The 19,695-nt window shown below is 59.5% G+C and carries 15 protein-coding genes and 1 tRNA gene; 8 read left to right on the top strand and 8 right to left on the bottom strand.

What is annotated here, in order from left to right; all coding sequences use genetic code 11:
* Positions 1–7: 7 nt before the first annotated feature.
* A complete protein-coding gene (locus tag N6L25_RS16905; RefSeq protein ID WP_271982754.1) occupies positions 8–904 on the bottom strand; it encodes a flagellar protein MotY in 897 nt (298 codons plus the stop codon).
* A gap of 199 nt (positions 905–1,103) precedes the next feature.
* Here N6L25_RS16905 and pyrC point away from each other — a divergent pair, with 199 nt between their 5' ends.
* From pyrC to N6L25_RS16890, 3 genes are all read left to right on the top strand, one after another.
* Entirely contained in the window at positions 1,104–2,141 is a 1,038-nt protein-coding gene (gene pyrC / locus N6L25_RS16900) for a dihydroorotase (RefSeq protein WP_271982752.1), read from the top strand.
* A gap of 36 nt (positions 2,142–2,177) precedes the next feature.
* Entirely contained in the window at positions 2,178–2,840 is a 663-nt protein-coding gene (rnt, locus tag N6L25_RS16895) for a ribonuclease T (RefSeq protein ID WP_271982750.1), read from the top strand.
* A gap of 141 nt (positions 2,841–2,981) precedes the next feature.
* On the top strand, positions 2,982–5,678 hold the full coding sequence (locus N6L25_RS16890; RefSeq protein WP_271982747.1) for a hypothetical protein: 2,697 nt from the start codon (positions 2,982–2,984) through the stop codon (positions 5,676–5,678).
* A 72-nt stretch (positions 5,679–5,750) separates the two neighbouring features.
* Here N6L25_RS16890 and N6L25_RS16885 read toward each other — a convergent pair whose 3' ends face one another.
* Together N6L25_RS16885 and N6L25_RS16880 are read right to left on the bottom strand one after the other, a co-directional pair.
* The gene (locus N6L25_RS16885) at positions 5,751–6,353 is read right to left on the bottom strand and encodes a peroxiredoxin (RefSeq protein WP_271982744.1); all 603 of its coding nucleotides are present in this window, start codon (positions 6,351–6,353) and stop codon (positions 5,751–5,753) included.
* 470 nt (positions 6,354–6,823) lie between these two features.
* Positions 6,824–8,809, bottom strand: a complete 1,986-nt coding sequence (locus tag N6L25_RS16880) for an SDR family oxidoreductase (RefSeq protein ID WP_271982742.1) — start codon at positions 8,807–8,809, stop codon at positions 6,824–6,826.
* Positions 8,810–9,185: 376 nt separating this feature from the next.
* Here N6L25_RS16880 and N6L25_RS16875 point away from each other — a divergent pair, with 376 nt between their 5' ends.
* Complete coding sequence (locus N6L25_RS16875; RefSeq protein WP_271982739.1) at positions 9,186–9,485, top strand: hypothetical protein; 300 nt, start codon at positions 9,186–9,188, stop codon at positions 9,483–9,485.
* Between the two features lie 25 nt (positions 9,486–9,510).
* Positions 9,511–12,357 carry an insulinase family protein gene (locus tag N6L25_RS16870; protein ID WP_271982736.1) on the top strand — a complete coding sequence of 949 codons (2,847 nt, stop codon included), beginning with the start codon at positions 9,511–9,513 and terminating at the stop codon, positions 12,355–12,357.
* Here the strand turns inward: N6L25_RS16870 and N6L25_RS16865 are convergent, their stop codons facing one another.
* From N6L25_RS16865 to N6L25_RS16855, 3 genes are all read right to left on the bottom strand, one after another.
* Complete coding sequence (locus tag N6L25_RS16865; RefSeq protein WP_271982733.1) at positions 12,358–13,014, bottom strand: TIGR04282 family arsenosugar biosynthesis glycosyltransferase; 657 nt, start codon at positions 13,012–13,014, stop codon at positions 12,358–12,360.
* The gene (locus tag N6L25_RS16860; protein ID WP_271982730.1) at positions 13,004–13,711 is read right to left on the bottom strand and encodes a TIGR04283 family arsenosugar biosynthesis glycosyltransferase; all 708 of its coding nucleotides are present in this window, start codon (positions 13,709–13,711) and stop codon (positions 13,004–13,006) included. Before N6L25_RS16860 ends, N6L25_RS16865 begins: the two co-directional genes overlap by 11 nt.
* Positions 13,712–14,005: 294 nt before the next feature.
* Positions 14,006–14,362, bottom strand: coding sequence for a hypothetical protein (locus N6L25_RS16855; RefSeq protein WP_271982727.1), 357 nt, complete (start codon positions 14,360–14,362; stop codon positions 14,006–14,008).
* Between the two features lie 317 nt (positions 14,363–14,679).
* Here N6L25_RS16855 and N6L25_RS16850 point away from each other — a divergent pair, with 317 nt between their 5' ends.
* Together N6L25_RS16850 and N6L25_RS16845 are read left to right on the top strand one after the other, a co-directional pair.
* Positions 14,680–16,647 (top strand): AarF/UbiB family protein, encoded by a 1,968-nt coding sequence (locus tag N6L25_RS16850; RefSeq protein ID WP_271982723.1) that lies wholly within the window; start codon positions 14,680–14,682, stop codon positions 16,645–16,647.
* A 105-nt stretch (positions 16,648–16,752) separates the two neighbouring features.
* Positions 16,753–16,829, top strand: a tRNA-Arg gene (locus N6L25_RS16845).
* A gap of 162 nt (positions 16,830–16,991) precedes the next feature.
* Here the strand turns inward: N6L25_RS16845 and N6L25_RS16840 are convergent.
* Positions 16,992–17,426, bottom strand: a complete 435-nt coding sequence (locus N6L25_RS16840) for a nuclear transport factor 2 family protein (protein ID WP_271982721.1) — start codon at positions 17,424–17,426, stop codon at positions 16,992–16,994.
* 184 nt (positions 17,427–17,610) lie between these two features.
* Complete coding sequence (locus N6L25_RS16835) at positions 17,611–18,672, bottom strand: acyltransferase family protein (RefSeq protein WP_271982719.1); 1,062 nt, start codon at positions 18,670–18,672, stop codon at positions 17,611–17,613.
* Positions 18,673–18,993: 321 nt separating this feature from the next.
* Between N6L25_RS16835 and N6L25_RS16830 the strand changes: the two genes are divergently transcribed.
* Positions 18,994–19,635 (top strand): MBL fold metallo-hydrolase, encoded by a 642-nt coding sequence (locus N6L25_RS16830; RefSeq protein WP_271982717.1) that lies wholly within the window; start codon positions 18,994–18,996, stop codon positions 19,633–19,635.
* Positions 19,636–19,695: the final 60 nt, after the last annotated feature.

Here is a 19,695-nt window from a genome sequence, read left to right as displayed (position 1 = left end):
TTCCGCCTCAGCCATTGCGGGGCTCGCCCCCGTAACCATTGGCCTGCTGCAGTTCGGGACGATCGCCCTGACGCTGCAAGCGAATGGTGGTACGCCGGTTATCCGCCGGACGGGAAGAGGCCGGATAGCGGTCACCATGGGCCCGCACCGTGATCATATCGGCCGGTACACCCTGAGCCTTCAGGTATTCCGCCACGATATTGGCCCGCTCCTCGGACAGCGCCCGATTGCGAATGCGACTGCCAAGGCGGTCTGAGTGTCCATCGACAAACACCCGCTCAACCGTGGTGTCCGTCTGGATGTAGAGCACGATATCGTCCAGCAGCCTCTGATCGGCTGCGGAAAGCCGAGCGCTGCCGGGTGCAAAAGGAATCCGCGAGCGCTGGACCTGATCGTAGTTCACCGGCAACAGACCGCCGACGCATTGCTGATACGCACGGTAACCGGAGGCAAAGTTGATGCTGGAGACCCGAACCCGAATCGGCTCATTGCCGTACCAGGCCGCCCGCGTTACCGTGGGCACCATGCCGTTGAGCAGGCCCTGAACCAACTGGTGGGTCTGCCCGGGCGGCACCTCAACTGGGCGCCGGCCGTCTGCCACGGCAACGACGCCGACAGGGAGTGGTGCCAGGCCCGGTCGCCAGGACGGCGCCTCAATCACCAGCTGTCCCCGCCCTGGCTTCATCAGGGGCAACGCCGGCTCCAGATAGAACTGCAGCGACTCACCTGCCCGGTGGGAAAAGATCGCTTTGCCATAACCCGGAACCTCGTGGCTCAGGCTGCAATCGAACGCCGATTCCGACAGGTACCATTGGCTGTTTTCGATGCCGGCACCGAACACATCCGCCATTACTGGTAGCGAAACCAGGGACAACGTTGTCACAATCGCAATCTTATTGAACATGGGCGCAAGCCTGCTGATACCGGGTTACCAGTCGGTTAACGGCGAGTACCTGCCAATCTTTAGCGTCCGGGGGCAGAAAGTCTCAAGCTGCGGCTCAGACACCGCCATTTCCGGCTCGGGGCTTAGCCGACGATCCACAACAATCAGCCCGCATCTGGTATACTCTCGCCGTTCGCGTACCACCTTCAGGAAAGTTCTCATGACCGATACCTTGACCATCACCCGCCCCGATGACTGGCATCTGCATGTCCGCGACGGCGCCATCCTCCAGGATGTCGTTCCGGCAACGGCCCGGTGCTTTGGCAGGGCCATCATCATGCCCAACCTGGTCCCTCCGGTGGTCAATACCGAACAGGCCCTGGCTTATCGTGAGCGCATCCTGGCAGCGGTTCCGGCGGGTAACCCGTTCGCCCCCCTGGTGACACTCTACCTGACCGAGGCCACCACCGCGGACGACATCCGCGAGGCCAAAGCCGCCGGCATTGTCGCCGCCAAACTTTACCCGGCCGGCGCAACCACCAATTCCGCTTCCGGGGTGACCGACATCCGCCGTATCGACCCGGTGCTTGAAGCCATGGCCGAGTGCGGCATGCTATTGCTTGTGCACGGCGAGGTGACGGACTCGGACATCGATATTTTCGACCGTGAGAAGGTCTTTCTGGAACAGGTGCTGGCGCCGACGCTGGAACGCTTCCCCAGCCTGAGGGTGGTGTTGGAGCACATCACCACCGCCGATTCCGCCCAGTTCGTTCAGCAGCACGCGGGCGACAACCTGGCTGCCACCCTCACCCCGCAACACCTGATGTACAACCGTAATCACATGCTGGTGGGCGGCATCCGGCCGCATCTGTATTGCCTGCCGATCCTGAAGCGCAACCGCCACCAGCAGGCGCTGCAAGATGCCGTTGTCAGCGGCAACAAACGTTTCTTCCTGGGCACGGATTCCGCGCCCCACGCCCGCGATCGCAAGGAAACCGCCTGCGGCTGTGCAGGCTGTTACTCGGCCTACGGTGCCATCGAGCTGTATGCGGAAATTTTTGAAGATCTGGGCATTCTGGACAAACTCGAAGCTTTTGCCAGCTTTAACGGCGCCGACTTCTATGGCCTGCCCCGACATCAGGACACCATTACCCTGATCCGCGAGTCCTGGACCATGCCCGATCACCTCCCGCTCGCCGATGGCGACATCGTACCGCTGCGTGCCGGCGAAACCCTGCGTTGGCGGCTGGCTTCCTGACCCGTTGGACAGGCACACTGGAATCTAGGAGATTAAGTGACTGACGAAAACCAAGTTCCTCACCCCATGGCGAGCCGCTTCCGCGGTTTTCTTCCCGTGGTGGTGGATGTGGAAACTGCTGGCTTCAATGCCCGAACCGATGCCCTGCTGGAAGTCGCCGCGGTGCTGCTGACCATGGATGAGGACGGCACCCTGCGTCGCTCCGAAACCCATGTACAGCACATCGATCCGTTCGAGGGCGCCAATCTGGAGCAGTCGGCGCTGGACTTCACCGGTATTGATCCCTGGAACCCGGAACGCGAAGCCGTGCCGGAGCGCGAAGGCTTAAGCGAAATCTTCAGTCCGATCCGCAAGGCGGTCAAAGCCCAGGACTGCAAACGGGCGATTCTGGTGGGCCACAACGCCACCTTCGATCACAGTTTCCTGTTTGCCGCCGCCGCCCGGGCCGACATCAAACGGAACCCGTTTCACCCGTTCTCAACGTTCGACACCGCAACACTGGCGGGCCTGGCCTACGGCCATACCGTGCTGGCCCAGGCCTGTAAGCTGGCCGGCATTCCCTTCAGCAACAAGGAAGCCCACTCTGCCGCCTACGATGCGGAGAAAACCGCCGACCTGTTCTGCGGTATCGTGAATCGCTGGCGGGATCTCGGCGGCTTCCCGCCGGCGACACTTGGCGAACTCGATCCCGAATCCTGACCTTGACCGACGCCATGCCTCCCCAGCGAGGCATGGCTGTGCTATAACGCGCATTTCGCCAGGGAGTTGGTTAGCGTGCGTGTTCGTCATCTTTTAGTATTCATCGCTGTATTTGGCTCATCATCGGCGTGGCCGGCCCCATTGGTTCAACCCAACACCACCGTGGTTCCGCACGATCAACCCTACTACACCTCGGACCTCCGCAATACCCGCCTGATCTACACCCGCAACCACCAGCCCTTCGCCGAACGGGTGGCGGCACTGCAAGGTCAGTTGCAACCTGACTACGAAGCCTCATTCGGCTACGAAATGAGCGAGCGGCTCTATGTGGGTCTGATGTCCGAGCACAATCAGATTGCCAACGGCTTCGCCACCCCGTTTCCGGTGAACCGCCAGATCAACTACGTCGGCGGCACCCTACTCGGCCAGGAGTTCGCCACCACCTCCTGGCTCGATACTCTGATCCATCACGAGACCGCCCACAACTACCAGATCAATCCCCGCAACAACCCGGTATCCAAAACCCTGTACCGCATCCTCGGCATGGGTTCCCTGGTCACCCCGGTGGTTCCGGCCATCACCCCCAACCTGTTCGAATCCTCGTTCCTGCTGGAAGGCAACGCGGTGTTGAACGAATCCCGTCATGGTAATGGCGGTCGCTTGTACAACGGCCACCTCAAAGCCATGACCCTGCTGCAGGCACGCGCCGGCCAACTAACCCCGGCCCTGCTGTATAACCGCCCGCTGCGTTTTCCCTATGGCCAGGCGCCTTACGTGTTCGGCGGCCATTATCAGTACTACCTGGCCAGCCGATACGGCATCGACCGCACCAACCGATACTTCTTCAACCGGTCGTCGTACTGGTACTGGCCGCTGCTGGTGAATGCCCCCACCCGAGACAGTTTCGGCGACAATTTCGAGTCCCTGCTGCAGCAATGGACACATGACCTGGCCACCGAAGCCAGCGAGCTGGTCGAAGCAACCGGAGATATCATTGCCACCTCCCAGTACTTCAGCCCGCTGAACCGAAATGAAGGTGAGGTGTACTTTCTTATCAACGAAACCGGGGTGAGGGCGCCGGAACTGGTACGACTGGATCGGCAACAGCGCCGGGCGACCCGGAACCGAGCGCCCTACCCAACAGGTAAGCTGGTGGAACAGGACGGTGCGTTGTTCACGGTAGCCGGACGCCACACCTCCCCTTGGCGGATCCACCAGGGGCTTTATGACGACAACGCCCTGATTGTTGATGGAACCGAGGGCCGCATCGTCCAGGGCTACCTGTCGGACGGACGCCCGGTTTACTTTGACGTGGCCTCGTCCTTCAGCGAGCCCCAGCTGTATGTGGGCGACCACTTCTATCGGGAAGTGAATTCCTCCGTGCTGATCGGCAGCGACGATGCGCTCTACTACTTCGTGCAGGATGGCCGACAGCGCATCCTCTATCGCAACGACACCGCCCTGTTCAGCCTCGATACCTACTATGCCCAGGTCGTCGACGTCGATTCGCAGGGCCGCGTTTACGTCATCAGCAACACCGAGCACGGTTCCGGGCTGTTTCGCGCTGACGGCGACACCCAGACCCGGATGTTAGCGGCGGATAACATCGTGGATGCCCGACTGGTGGATAACAACACCGTGCTGGCGGCGGCGGTGAGTGCCGAGAACTACTACTACACCCTGCAGACTTTGCAGCCAATGGCGGAGCCCCCATTCCCGCCGCACCTGTTTTGGGATCAACCGGCGCCAGAGCAGGCATCCGCGACCCAAGCCCGGACAACGCAGCCCGAAGCCAAGGCACACTTGCTGACGAATGAGCGCCGCTACAGCGCGCTGCGTGACTTACGCTACCAGGGCACCGACGTCATGCTGTCTACCGCTATGGCCACCATGCGCAATGGTGAAGAAGAGTCCCATTGGCTTTACTCGATTTCGGCGCAGTTTGCCGACCCATTGACCCAGAACCGTTTCAGCCTCTTCGCGGTCAGGGACAGCGACCTGTCCCACCTGGCGGGCATTGGCTACAGCAACAGCCAATATTTCGTGCTGGCCGGTGTACAGGCCTTTGGCGTGGTGAGCGAACAACTCGACAACCTGGAGATCCCGGACCAGTCGCGGGATTTTGGTCTCAGTGCGGAACTGCGCGTGCCCTTGCTGCAAAGCGGCTACTGGTATGGTGAAGTGGGCGGCTTTCGCTATCTGGATTACCGCAAGCGGGAACGGGAACCCCAGGGCGGCCAGGCAGTGTTACGTCGGCAGACCCGTTTTGGCCACAGCCTATATCCGAACAGTCGCTTCGAGCTGGAAGCCTTCGGTGTGGATGATCGCGGCGATACCGTGTCCGGGGGCGGCGTGCAACTGGCTACGGACTTTCCCTGGCAACTCTATGGTGGCGTCAGCGGTCGCTATGCACGCAGCGACGTGGAGCGCGCAACCCAGCTGGACCGACGCGGCGTCAACCTGGAAAACTCGCCCCAGGTGCTCAACAACGACCCCAGCATTCTGGTGATTCCAGGTCTGGTCGACTCCACTTACGCCCGCGAGGCCGCCTATGGCGAGATCCAGCTCACCAAGGTCATGAACCTGGACGCCTATGCCTTCCGGTTCCCCCTCTCGCTGAGACGGGAGGCGCTGTCACTACGCTACCGGCACGTCAACGTCAATGGCGCCACCCGTGGCGGCGACGTGGCATTCGACCAGTATGGCCTGGGACTGACCCTGGATCTGGTGGTCTTCAACATCGCACCGATTCAGCTAACGGTGGAGTACGTCCACAGCGACGCCACCCCAATGACCGACGAGGACAGTGTCAACGCCGCGATTGCCTTCGGATTCTGACCGGCATGACGGTTCCGGCCCTAAAAAAAACCCCGCTGACGCGGGGTTATTTCGATATCGCTTAGCCCGGATTTACAGGCCTTCAGCGTTCTCGCTCAGGTACTTGGCAACACCTTCCGGAGAGGCGTTCATACCCTTGTCGCCTTTGTTCCAGCCTGCCGGGCAAACTTCGCCGTGCTCTTCGTGGAACTGCAGGGCGTCAACCAGACGGACCAGCTCGTCGATATTACGGCCCAGCGGCAGGTCGTTAACGATCTGGGAGCGAACCACACCTTCCTTGTCGATCAGGAACGCGCCACGGAACGCCATGCCACCGTCAGACTCAACGTCGTAAGCCTTGCAGATGTCGTGGTTCATGTCTGCGGCCATGGTGTAAGTCACTTTGCCGATACCGCCTTCGTTCTCCGGGGTATTCCGCCAGGCGTTGTGGGTAAAGTGGGAGTCGATGGACACACTGATCACCTCAACGCCGCGCTCGCGCAGGGCGTCCATGCGGTGGTTCAGAGCAATCAGCTCAGACGGACAAACAAAAGTGAAGTCCAGCGGGTAGAAGAAGATGATCGCCGGCTTGCCTTTGATGGAATCCGCCAGGTTGAATTCGTCTACGATGGTACCGTCGCCGAGGACAGCCGGAACGGTGAAGTCAGGAGCAGGTTTGCCTACGAGTACGGCCATGTTTCAATCTCCGTTTGGTGTGTGATTGCAATTGACGCCCGGCCAGCAACCGGGCTGAAAAATCTGGGCATCGGTTGATATGCGGCCGAATCAGCCTATTTCAACCCGATGCAGGGAACTATACACAGCCGGAGATAACACCTCCACGCCAGATTGATGGAAATTGGCTCACCAGGCCGTCCAGCGAGGCCATTGGTCCGATTCACCGCTATTCAGATTCACGACTGTGGAGAGCTGCCGGTTAAAGGTTGATGCGGTTCGCTTTGCTCACCGGCATCCTACGTGACTACGCAGACCGATGGGTTAATTGGAAGGCTCACCGAGAAAGGGGCGAAGAGAAAGGGGTGAAGAGAAAGGCGATGAAGCGGCATGCGATAAAAAAAGCCTCGCCGGAGTCGCAGCGAGGCTTTCATTAATGCCGAATCATGCTCAGCGGCACTGGCACGAGGCTGCCAGTGCCGAGGCGGGATTTACCAGTAAATCCCGCGCATGATGGCGGCAAAGGCGACCTGCTCGGTGGAGACCTTGGGCTTTTCGCTGGACTTGGTGCCAGCGGCCGCTGCGGAATCCGGGAACATCCGGTAGCCGGTGTTCATGACAATTTCACCCATCTTCGGCGCCAGCGCATGCAGCACCTGGGCGAAGATACCCAGTCGGGTTGCAATCCGCTTGGGCCGGTAAACAATGGCGTCCGCCACCATCTGGGCCGCCTCGTCCGTAGACAGGGTCGGCACCGAGTCGTAGATCTTGGTAGGCGCGATCATGGGCGTCCTCACCAGCGGCATGTTGATGGTGGTAAAGGTAACGTTTCGATCCGACCATTCGGCGGCGGCGCAGCGACTGAAGGCGTCCAGCGCGGACTTGGAAGCCACGTAGGAGGAGAACCGCGGCGCATTGGTCAGCACCCCGATGGACGAAATGTTCACCACATGGCCACGACGCTGTTCCAGCATGTTGGGCGCGAAGCCCATGATCAGCCGCACCGCGCCAAAGTAGTTGAGCTGCATGGTGCGCTCGAAATCGTGGAAGCGGTCAAACGACAGCGCCAGGGAGCGACGGATGGAGCGACCGGCATTGTTCACCAGTACATCCACCTGACCGTGGTTATCCAGCACCGTCTTCACAAAACGGTCACAGTCTTCCATGTCGGCGAAGTCGCACTGGTAGGCGTGGACATTGCCGCCCCGCTCTTCCAGATCCGCCGCAACCTCATCCAGGGTTTCCTTGGTACGGGCGCCGATGACCAAAATAGCGCCGGCATCCGCCAGCTTTTGCGCGGTGGCCAGGCCGATACCGGACGTAGCGCCGGTGACCACGCACACCTTACCCTCGACAGTGCCCTTGAGGGTACGATCCTTGAACAGATCCGGATCCAGGTTGCGCTCCCAGAAATCCCAGATGACCGATGCATAGTCTTCCAGACGCGGCAGTTCAATACCGGAATCCTTCAGCACCCGCTCGGTTTCGCGGGCGTCGAAACGGGTCGGATAATTCAGGAACGACATGACGGAGGGCGGAATGCCCAGGTCGTCCAGCACGGCATTGGTGAGACGCTGTACCGGTGGCAGGCTCTTCAGGCTCTGACGGATAAACGGGGGAATGAAGCCGAACATGCGGGAGTCAATACGCATGGCCATGCGCGGTGCGTGGCCGGCATCGGAAAAGATGTTCAGCACCTCACCCACTTTATTGGGCTCCGGGTCCACCAGATGGAAACAGTTGCCATCCTCGCCTTTGGCGTGGGCGATGTGATCCATGGCATCAACCACGTAGTCCACCGGCACAATGTTCAGTCGGCCACCCTCAATACCGATGGTGGGCACCCACTGCGGCAACGCGTGGCGGATCTTCTGGATCATCTTGAAGAAGTAATAGGGACCGTCGACCTTGTCCATCTCGCCGGTTTTGGAGTGACCGATCACCATGCCGGGACGGTAAATACGGAAGGGTACCTTGCAGCTTTCCCGCACCACCTTCTCTGACTCGTGCTTGGTCAGCAGATAGGGGTGGTCCAGCTTCTCAGCCTCTTCGAACATGTCTTCCCGGAAAGTGCCACGGAACAGCCCGGCGGCGGCAATGGAAGAAACGTGGTGGAAACAGCCGGCCTTGAGATCTGCGGCGGCTTTCAGGGCGTTGCGGGTGCCCTCGATGTTAGCGACCTGCTGGGACTCTTCATCAGCGCCCATGTCGTAGACCGCTGCAAGATGGAAGAAGTGATCGATATTGCCCTGGAGATCCTTGAGCGCGGCACTGTCAATGCCCAAACCGGGGCTGGACAGGTCGCCAATCACCGCGACCACTCGGTCGCTGTTGCTGCCCCAACGCTCCCGCAGCCGGTCCAGCTTCTCCTGGGACTGCTCGCGTACCAGCACATACACGGTGCCCCCTCTCGCCAGCAGCTTGTCAACCAGAAAACGTCCAATGAATCCGGTTCCACCCGTCAAAAAGTAGTTCATGTGTGCTTCCATCCTGCATTAATGCTCTGAATTATTATTCCGCGACCTTACAGCGCTGCGCTTACCCGCTCAGCCTGATGGGCCATCTCTCCAAAAACGCTTCGCAGTGTACTCAATTGCAATCAACAAGTACCGAACTTTATTAGAGCTTTTGCTCTTTAAGTTATTGTTTTAATTAGAGTGATAACTCTAAACCTCACCTCCTGACCGGACCAACAGAGTGTCCGGAGTGCCGACATATCTACTGAGACTAGCACAGCCGAGACTCACTGCCGCCACAAACAGGATTCTGACAAAGTCGACATGATTCCGAGGAGCAGCAATGACATAATTCAATAAGATCAACTTTCATTGTCCCTATTTCGGATGCAGATTCATGGCAAAGCAAGACCCGAATGCAGAACGTTACATCTCCATCGCCCGCGCCTGCCTCAAGGCCATCAACGATAGCGCCTCGGACAGTGGGTCTCGGGAGGAAAAGATTCAGGCGGTGTACCAGGCAATCGACAACGCCTTTCAGGCTGAATTTTCCGAATACCGGCAATCCGTCGCGGTGATGGCCTCGGTACTCGAACGCATCGGCTCCGGCCAGCTCGATGCCAAGGCCGCGGCTGAGCTGGCCCGCAAGACACTGGCGCAGCAGCCAGCAAGCACCCGGAACGCGATCATCCACTGACCCACTGAGATAAGTGCCTTCCATTATGCGTCACTACCTGAACCTTTCCACGGGATCGATTGTCGGTGCCGTTCTCGCACTGCTGGCTTTGACGCCGCTGCTGGCTCACGCTCAGGCGGACGCCACCCCGGTACAGAGCGTTAACGACGGGAACGCCTACCGTTTCCTCACACTGGACAACAACCTCACCGTCTTGCTGGTATCCGACCCGGAGTCGGAAAAGGCAGCGGCCTCGCTCAATGTTGCGGTGGGCAGTGGCGACGACCCCCGAGGGCGGGAAGGGATGGCGCACTTTCTGGAGCACATGCTGTTCCTGGGTACGGAAAAGTACCCCCAGGCTGGCGAATACCAGCAATTCATCAAGAGCCACGGCGGCTCTCACAACGCCTTTACCGCGTTTCAGGACACCAATTACTTTTTCGACATCCAGGCGGAATTTCTGGAACCCGCTCTCGACCGTTTCGCTCAGCAGTTCTCGGCACCACTGTTTACCGCCGATCTTGTGGAGCGGGAACGGCGCGCGGTTCACTCTGAATTCTCATCGAAGATCCAGGAAGACGGTCGCCGGTTCTATGACGCCAGGAAGGCCGCGTTTAATCCGGAGCACCCGTACACCCAGTTTGCCGTGGGCAACCTGACCACCCTGGAAGACACCGAGACGCATCCGCTGCGACCGGACCTGGTGGCGTTCTGGCAGCAACACTACTCCGCCGACCGAATGACCCTGGCGGTCTATGGCCCACAGTCCCTCGACGAGTTGGCCCAGCTGGTACGCCTCAGGTTTGCCGCCATTGAGAACCGCCAGCGCCCCGCCAGCGAGGCCACGGCGCCATTGTTTGGCGATGGCCAGCTGCCCCGACTGATCGAGGTGGAGTCACTCCGGGACATCCGCAGCCTCAGCCTGATCTTTCCGATTCCGTCCCAGCAGCCGCGATACCGCACCAAGCCCGCCAGTTACATTGCCAACCTGCTGGGGCATGAAGGCCCGGGCAGCCTGTTTGACGTCCTCAAGTCTCGCGGTTGGGTCGAGATGCTATCCGCTGGTACCAGCACCGACACTGGTCAGGAAGCGGTGCTGGAACTCAGCATGGAACTGACGCCGGAAGGCTTGAGCAATCGCGAACAGATTGTGCGTCTTGCCTTTGCCTACATCGACAAGGTTCGGGCCCAGGGGCTCAGCCGGGACCGTTACGAGGAAATGGCCCGGTTAGCTGACATCAGTTTCCGGTTTCAGGAACAGCAGGAACCTGTCCACAAAGTGACGAGGCTATCGATGCAGATGTCACGGGTCGCCCCCGTTGATGTCTTGCGTGCGCCGTTCATGATGACGGAGTTCGATCCCCGGGGCTATCAGGCGGTGCTGGATCGACTCACCCCGGACAACGTTCTTATCGCCGTACTCAGCCAGCAGCCATTGGGCGACTCGAGCCAGCAGGCCCAGTGGTATCAAACCCGATACCGCCTCAGCGCGCTAAACGCCGAGACCCTGGCCGAAGCACCCCGGACGGCGATGGTGGCACAGCTGGCCCTGCCGGAGGCCAACCCCTTCGTTCCGGAAAACCTGGAGCTGGTATCCGGCCCCTCCATGCCCGTTCCTGTGCAACTTGGCGTTCAAAACGGCCTGACCACCTGGTACGCCCGGGACACCCGATTCGACACGCCCAAGGCCAACCTTTACCTGAGCCTGCGCTCGCCGGTGGCCCGGGAATCCGCCCGTGAGCAGGTGCTGGCCGAGCTGTTTGTCGATGCCATCGAGACCAACCTGAATGCCTACGCGTATCCCGCCCAACTCGCCGGTCTCCACTACAAGATCTATCCGCACCTGCGCGGTATCAGCATTCGGGTGGGCGGCTACAGCGACAAACTCCATGTGTTGCTGGGCCGGGTCCTTACCCAGGTCGCCGATCCGATTCTCTCGCCACGGCGCTTTGACATCGCCCGCCACCAACTGCTGGATGCCTTGCGCAACAAGGCCAAGGCTCGCCCGGTCGAGCAAACCGGAGAGTTTGTACAGACTACCCTGATTGAAGGCGCCTGGAGCATCGACGCCCAGATCACCGCGGCCGAGGAAGTGCGGTTTGAAGACCTGCAGCGGTTTGCCGCACGATTCCTTGACCAGCTGGATCCGGTGATGCTGGCCCACGGCAACCTGACAGAGGCGGGCACGCTGAATGTGGCCCAGCAGGTCAATGCGTTCCTGCTCGACCACAGCGAGTCGGTGACGGTTACCCGCAATGGCGTTCGAGAGCTGCCGGAAGGTGAAACCCGGATTGCCCTGGAGGTCCACCACCCCGACACCGGTTACACCCTGTACCTGCAGGGCCAGAACACCGGATACGATGAGCGGGCCCGCTACCGGCTGCTCAGCCAACTGATCGCGGCACCCTTCTATGAAGACATCCGCACCCAACGCCAGATGGGCTACATTGTCTACGCCACATCGTTCGAAATTCTGGAAGCGCCCGCTATTGGCCTGGTTGTGCAGTCACCCGAACAAACCGCTGAAGACATTGACCAGGCAGTTGCAGCCTTTGCGGCCACCATGGCCTCCCGATTGGAAACCCTGACCGAGCAGCAACTGGCCCAGGAAAAGCAGGCGGTGATCAGCCGGCTACTTGAAAAGGACCGACAACTCAGTGACGCAAGCGAACGGTTTTGGCGGGAAATTGACCGCGAGAATACTCTCTTTGATTCCCGCGAAAAGTTGGCCCAAGCGGTGGCCGAAGTGACAAAAGCAGAACTGCTGAGGGCGTTTAACCATGCCCTGGTGGCCCGAGCACGGGCGCTGCGGGTAACCACCGCGGCGGAAATCCAGGACAACGAGCGGGTGCTGAACGCCCTTTCCGAACGTCACCCGGTCCCCAACAGCTGATCAGGGGCCGCACTCCGGAAACTGGCGGAGAAAGCGCCGCCAGTCTTCCGGCTCATCCACATCCCAGCGGGTATCCAGCAGCCGGCAACTCACACCGCAGTCCACGGCCCTACTCCGGGTCTGCGTCAGCACCTCACCGGTTCCCCACTCGATGCCCGCAAGCATTCCGGGAACCAGCCGGCGGACACCGATCAGCACGTAACCGCCATCTTCCGACGGCCCCAACACCAGGTCTGAGTCCAACAGTGCGTCCTGCGCAGCGTGAACATAGTCAGCGTCCACCGAGGGGCAATCACTGCCGACGATCAGTACCCGCGAGTACTCCGCCAGCCCTGCCTGCAGGGCGGCTTCCATTCGCGCACCGAGATCCCGGCCACGCTGGAATCGCTGTTCGACACCGGCCCGGGTGAGATCGCTCAGCAGGCTGGTGGATTCTGGTGGCGGCGAAGCCAACGCCCGGTCCCAGTAAAAGTGCAACGGCAACCCGGTGGCCAGCAGACGCGATAGCACCAGGCGGGAGAGCTTGATATGGGCCTGTAACGCCCCATTGTCGCCAAGCAGAGGAGCCAGACGGGTCTTCACCCGGCCCTGTTCCGGCCATTTGGAGAACTGGATCAGCAGGGTTGTCGTTTCGGGCTCGAGGTTATCAACGGACATCGGAACGATACTCTCGGGCTAAAGATTCCGGGGACTCGCCACGCCAATAGCGCCAGCGTAATCGCCACATCAACCAAATGGTTCGCCAGGGCCCGAATTGCTCCCAACGGCGACTGTCCGTCTCGACCGGGTCCGCCACGCAATAGGGGGCGGAGACCGTTTTCAGACGAGTCGACATTTCCACATCTTCCATCAGCGCGATGGGCGGGAACCCCTGCAATGCTTCAAACACCGAACGATGCACAAACAGGGCCTGATCGCCGGTCGCAATTCCGGTCAGGCGGGAGCGCCAGTTGATCAACCAGCCAATGAGGTGATAGACCGGACGTCGGCCACTCAGGCGCACATCAAACCGCCCCCATTGCCGGTCACTGGCAACAAACGCCTTGAGCTCCTCCAGCACCGTGGCCGGCAAGCGGGTATCGGCATGGAGAAATAACAGTATGTCGCCCTTGGCCACGGCGGCGCCCGCATTCATTTGAACCGCCCGGCCCTTCGCGGAGACCAGGACGTGATCACACCAGGGCTCGGCAAGTCGCACCGTGGCATCTTCACTGCCACCATCAACCACCAGCACTTCATTACCGGCATGACGCAACGGCGCAAGGCGTTTCAGCGATGCTTCAATCGTGTTCGCCTCCTGCCAGACTGGGATGACAATACTGATTGGGCAGGAATGAGCATTCGCTGGTTTCACAGGTCACACACCACGACGGTGTCCATAACGCGTTAATTTCCAGCATTCTAGAAGGGCTATCCAAACAGCGCAATCAGGCCCAGGATGGGTACCGGCGACGAGAGGAATAGAAAGAACCACAGGATAGAAAGGAAAATCGACTGGTCAAGCCAGTCTCAGGATGGCCGGAGAATGCTGCTAACGCATCGGTAACCGATCAAAAAACACATCCGATGCACGTCATACCCTGGCCAACCCGAGTGGGTTCGATCAGCAGATCGAAAACAGAACTAAAGACCGACGTCGCTACCGCACTTAGGCAACGGCCGGAACCTGAGCTACGCCACTTGTGCACAACTGTTTTTCGATATCACGTTTCAGCGCCTCAACATCCACCGCCCATTCCTCGGTGACACTACCGCCCAGCAAGCGGGCCAGACTGCGGGACTGACTCGGCACACGCACGAAGCGCAACGTAGGCACAAATTGGCCTTGATCGCCACCAACCCACCAGGTTACCAGCGGCGCCCGGAATACTCGTCCGTCTGGAGCACTCTGCCGCTGCTCCTGGCACTCCTTCTGCCAGCCGATATGAAGCTCATCAACACCGGAACGACGGTTCATTTCACGCTCTTCACTTGCACCAATCAATCGAATTGTGGAAATACTCATAACTGTCTCCTGTAAAGTTAGAGATGAGACGAGACTGCTCGACTCATGTGAACAACTGTACACAAGACTTTTGAAATTCGGCTATAGCGGAAATCCGAAATGGCCCACCATGACAAGACAAAATGGTTGAACTTGCCCCCATACCTGAAGAACCTGCATTTCGGCCAGCTGAACCCAACCTAAATTACGTGATTAGGCCTGAAAAACAGCCTAAGTCTGCCGGTTATCTGGCATAGTACTAACCTCCAAGCATAGTACTAACCTTCAAACATAGTACTAACCTCCAAAACAGAGTATTGAGTTCGATCAGCGAAAGTATGCCGAACAAGGACCAAGAAAAAGTCATTCAGATCAACCTGCCGGTACTCAGAGAGCGCACCGGGAGCGTGATCCGTGGTGTCAGCAATTTCACCACCATGACCATCCGTATTCCCCAGGCCTTTTGGCCCGTGGCCAAGTTGTTGGCAAACAACGAACACATAACCCGCGACCAGCTGGCACTGTCCCTGGACCAATTGTTTGCCTCGCTCTATGAACATCCGCTGAACGAGCAGTCCCGCGCCCTGACCCGGGTGCTGCGCAAATACAAGCTGATTCCCAACGAGGACACCACCGAGAACCTGATTCGGTTCGTGGTCGGCCAGGTGGTTAACCGCAGCCCCATAGAAGTGCCGGAAAGCATCGTCAACGAATTCTGGAGCTTCTTCCATGAGCTGCTCTCGGCCCCCGAGCTCAAGGGCCTGATCGAGCTGAACCTGGAAATCGTACGGCTGGTGTTGCGTACCTACGAGCCGCTGATTGTCGAGTTGGTGAACCGGCTCAAGGACATCCGCCAGGCCAATCAGGAAGGACTGTCCGACATGGGCCGCAAGGTCAGCGTGCTGCGTCGGGACCTGGTGATCCTGCGCCGCCAGATCAAGGCCATTCGTTACATCAAACCCTTCCTGCAGACGGATCCAAAGGACTTTTCCACCCAGGCCCAGATCGTGGCCAAGATGGTCCGGGAATTTGGTCCACTGTTCATCAAGATGGCCCAGGTAGCCGCGGCCAACGCCGATTTTCTGCCGGACGAGATCGCCTCCGAGCTGGAAGTCTTCCAGCAGGACGTCGATCCGATGACCCCCGAAGAAGTCAACGAGGCCTTCCTTGACTGCTTCGGCAAGCTGCCGACCGACATCTACTTTCAGTTCGCCGTCGACAAGCCGCTCAAGTCCGGCTCCATTGGATCGGTGTATCTGACCAAGAAGGCGGTCATCGACGACGACGGCCTCGAACGCCTGCAACCGGTTATCGTCAAAGTTGCCCGTCACAACCTGGAGCGGGAGTTCCAGATGGGCAACCTGGCCATTGAGCTGATGCTGGTCAGCAGCCAGTTCTGGGCCCCCCACTCCAAGCTGCTGCCCTTCCTGCACGCATTATCCGACCAGGTGAAGGAATTCACCCGGGGATTTGAGCAGGAGCTGAATTTCGAAGACGAAGCGATGATTCAGCGCCGATTCGCCCGACGCGCCAGTCAGGCTCAGGTGTGGCACGTCCCTGACGTCTACCTTGCCACCAACCGGATCCTGGAAATGGAGTACGTGGACGACGCCGTGTCCATCAAACAGGCCATCCGTGATCTGCAAGGAAGGCAACGGCGAAAATTCCAGCGCACCCTGGGCGAAAACTTTCTATACACCCTGCTGGAACACATTTTTATCTACAATGAACTCCACGGCGACCTCCACCCCGGCAACATCATGGTCTCTCCGGACGCCGAGCTGCACTTGATCGACTGGGGCAATACGGTGAACATGCAAGGCAAGTGGGGGCTGGTCAGGGATTATCTGATCAGCGTGCTGGTGGCGGATACTGATCGACTGGCCGATATGCTGATCGATATGAGCACCCTTCCCGACCAAAACCGGGCCCGGCGCGACCAGATCGTGGAGCGGCTGAGCGAAACCCTCAAGCGACGCGAAGTGGCGCCGCTGACCAACGACGTCCTGCCAACCTTATGGCGAGAGGGCCTGCCTGGACTGCACCGGCGGATGCAAACCAGCATGCAGCTGATGTCGAACACCTACCAGCTGGGCATCGTCATCCGCAGTGACTACCTGCACCTGTCCCGCTCCTTCGTCGCCATGGCCGGCGCCTACATGAACATCTACGACGGCCTGCCAACCAGCGTGATGCTGCGCGACACCCTGAAAAGCGTGGTGCTATTCCCCATCAACCTCGGCCTCACCCGCCTCAGTCACGGACTGGACCGGCTACGGGGTAACGAACTGGATTACCTGACGTAGCGTCACCGCAGGCTCCCCCCACTCCCGCTGGCAGACGACCCACCAGCGGGTTCCGGGGCCAAGGCTTGAGTCTGTGGTGATCGCTGGCTATCATACATCGCCGCTGCCCCCGTAGCTCAGTAGGATAGAGCGAGCGCCTCCTAAGCGCTAGGTCACAGGTTCGATTCCTGTCGGGGGCACCATTCATCCATCGCCCCACCCTGCATCTCAAAAACACCCACCCCTCTGTTGGAAAACACTTTGCCAGTTAAATCCTGCCCACCAACACCCCTGCGCAGCCATGAATGTTGGGATTACGGCGACCGGCGCGGTTCCAGGCAATCAGAGGCTCACGCTGTGGCCTATCACGCCTTGCCGGCCAGCACCGCCTTGTAAGGCTCCATGCGTTTGGCCATTTCTGCGCCCAACGCCTGCAACCCACTCAGCGGCCGCACCATCACTTCGAACTCACGAATCTTGCCACGCTCATCGAAGCGCAACATATCGATGCCCTTGAGCGCCTTGCCCTTGACCTCTGCACTGAACTCCAGAACCACACTGGAACCACAGTCGCTGACGAAACTGCGGTGATAGCAAAAGTTCTCGAACACCTGATTGACGTTCTTCAGCACCAGTTTAATGGCGGCACGTCCCGGGTAGGGAGAGTGCGCCACTGGAGACCGAAATACGATGTCATCGGCAATGAGCGGGTCCAGTTCTTCCATGGCATTTCGCTCAAGGATTTGATGCCATTGGTCAAGAGTGGCTTGCGCAGACGGTGAGAGGTTGGTCGATGGCATGTCGTACTCCTTTTCGTTTGGAAATATACGAGGTAGTGCAGAAGAGTATGCCGGAGCCACGCAATATGCAACCAGTTGCATACTGTATGCTTGATCGGTCGACTGAAGGGCCATGCACATAGTCGCCCCCAATGGCTGCATGCTCGGTACGACGGGACCAGTGGCAGGGCAAACCGAATCCGCTTCAACGGATCGACGGCCGCCCTCGCAAGAGGCCTGCGGACCGCAGGTAGTCAGGCAGGTTGTTGCCAACCCGGCGCATCCAGCGGCTCACTGGGCGTTCGACATGGCGGTTGATGGCATAGGACAGCGCCAGCACGATGACGGTGGCGCCAGCGACCGCTAGCCACTCGGGAACGGCGGGAAGCACTGAGTCGATCATCGCCTTCCCGGCCCGGTTATGAATCAGGTATAAGGGATACGTCATGGCTCCGGCGAGCGCGACCCGAGGGCTGGGACGAAGACTCAATCGGCCGGTGGCAATGGCCAGCACGAGTGCGGCCGCGCCCAGGGTAAGCAGGCTCGCCAGACTGGCGTCCGCCAGCGACGCATCCGGGATGAAACCGCCCACTCGGTGAAAGCTGTGAACACTCGCCAAACTCAGGCTGAGCCCCAACACCAGAGCATTAAACCAATCCATCTGGTGGTGGTGGATTTGATACGCCACCACCCCGATCATGAAATAAGGCGACCATCCCGGGCTGATGAACCACCCCATAAAACCTGGCTGCCCGGTGGTGTGCCACAACACGGTCATCGCCAGCCAGATCCCCATCCATAGCCGGTATCGATTGAATAGGCCCAGTGCTACCAGCAGGAAGACACAGCCATAAAACTTGATCTCGGCATGTAGGGTCCACAGCACCACATCAACATCCGCATATCCCAGGTAGTCGTTCAGCAGGGTCATGTTGGCCAGAATCTGCAGCGGATCGATGCGGTCACCCGCCAGCATGGCACTGATGAGGACGGAGCACAGGATACAGACCCACAGGGCAGGATACAGGCGGGCGACCCGGGACACCGCGAACTGGTAGGCAGTGCGGCCGTTAGCCGACAGCGCGATGACAAACCCGCTGATCATGAAAAACAGCGGCACCCCGAGATATCCGAATTGCGTCACCACAGGCAGCCACTCAAAGCCACTGCCCGGGCGAGCGGTGAAGTGATACAGCAGGACGGCGAAAGCGGCAAAGAAGCGAAGCAGGTCCAGCGCGTGAAGGCGCTCCGTCGAGAATCCATTCATAACGGCATCCATAAATAACGCATTGATCAAACTGAACAATTAGGCAACTATCATACCGCCACCCGGTTTTTCTTCTAATGCCAGATAGATGGCATAGCGCCTTTCATTTACTGGCTGGCCGACTGCTAAGAATCCTGACACCCGAGGATCCTTCCAGCTCCCGCGACCGTCTGGCCAGGCTTGCAGAACTGACCCAATGCCGGTAATTTCTCCGCCACACCCTGACCGCGCCTTTCGCCTTTCACCAGGCCCCGTCGCGGGCCTTCCGTTACACCGGGTCCGATCATGGGCACGGGAAAAACAGCAAGAGTCGAATCATCCATGAAATACCGCATTATTCCCGTCACCCCATTCCAACAGAACTGCACCCTGCTGTGGTGCGAAGACACTTTAAAGGCGGCGGTGGTGGACCCCGGCGGCGATCTGGAGCGTATTGAGGCGGCGGTTGCGGAAGAAGGGGTAGCGGTGGAAAAAATCCTGCTCACCCATGCCCACATCGACCATGCCGGCGGCACCGCCGAGCTGGCCAAGACACTGTCGGTGCCGATTGAGGGGCCACATCGGGACGACGATTTCTGGATCCAGGGCCTGGCCATGCAAAGCCAGATGTTTGGCTTCCCCGCGCCCGAAATCTTCACCCCCGACCGGTGGCTGGAAGACGGCAACGAGGTTAACGTGGGCAACCTGACATTCCAGGTCATTCACTGCCCGGGCCATACCCCGGGGCATGTGGTGTTCTACCAGCCGGAGGCGGAACTCGCGTTGGTGGGCGACGTGATCTTCCACGGCTCCATCGGCCGCACCGACTTCCCCAAGGGGGACCACGCCACACTATTGCGTTCCATCAAGGAAAAGCTGCTACCACTGGGGGACGACATTCGGTTCATTCCGGGCCACGGCCCCATGTCCGATTTCGGCACCGAACGAAAAACCAACCCCTTCGTCGGCGACCGCTGGGGCTGATTCGTTCAATAGCCCCTGAAAGCCCCAACCGTAACAACGGCGGGGCTTTCGAGTTGGCGA

The organism is Marinobacter sp. SS21, from assembly GCF_028369065.1.
GTDB lineage: Bacteria > Pseudomonadota > Gammaproteobacteria > Pseudomonadales > Oleiphilaceae > Marinobacter.
This window is presented reverse-complemented; position numbering and strand designations above follow the sequence as displayed.

Coding starts and splice junctions, on each gene's coding strand:
- N6L25_RS16875 (WP_271982739.1), top strand. CDS start 9,186: ATGGCAAAGCAAGACCCGAATGCAGAACGTTACATCTCCATCGCCCGC.
- N6L25_RS16850 (WP_271982723.1), top strand. CDS start 14,680: ATGCCGAACAAGGACCAAGAAAAAGTCATTCAGATCAACCTGCCGGTA.
- N6L25_RS16905 (WP_271982754.1), bottom strand. CDS start 904: ATGTTCAATAAGATTGCGATTGTGACAACGTTGTCCCTGGTTTCGCTA.
- N6L25_RS16835 (WP_271982719.1), bottom strand. CDS start 18,672: ATGAATGGATTCTCGACGGAGCGCCTTCACGCGCTGGACCTGCTTCGC.
- N6L25_RS16880 (WP_271982742.1), bottom strand. CDS start 8,809: ATGAACTACTTTTTGACGGGTGGAACCGGATTCATTGGACGTTTTCTG.
- N6L25_RS16865 (WP_271982733.1), bottom strand. CDS start 13,014: ATGTCCGTTGATAACCTCGAGCCCGAAACGACAACCCTGCTGATCCAG.
- N6L25_RS16840 (WP_271982721.1), bottom strand. CDS start 17,426: ATGCCATCGACCAACCTCTCACCGTCTGCGCAAGCCACTCTTGACCAA.
- N6L25_RS16855 (WP_271982727.1), bottom strand. CDS start 14,362: ATGAGTATTTCCACAATTCGATTGATTGGTGCAAGTGAAGAGCGTGAA.
- N6L25_RS16830 (WP_271982717.1), top strand. CDS start 18,994: ATGAAATACCGCATTATTCCCGTCACCCCATTCCAACAGAACTGCACC.
- N6L25_RS16870 (WP_271982736.1), top strand. CDS start 9,511: ATGCGTCACTACCTGAACCTTTCCACGGGATCGATTGTCGGTGCCGTT.
- pyrC (WP_271982752.1), top strand. CDS start 1,104: ATGACCGATACCTTGACCATCACCCGCCCCGATGACTGGCATCTGCAT.
- N6L25_RS16885 (WP_271982744.1), bottom strand. CDS start 6,353: ATGGCCGTACTCGTAGGCAAACCTGCTCCTGACTTCACCGTTCCGGCT.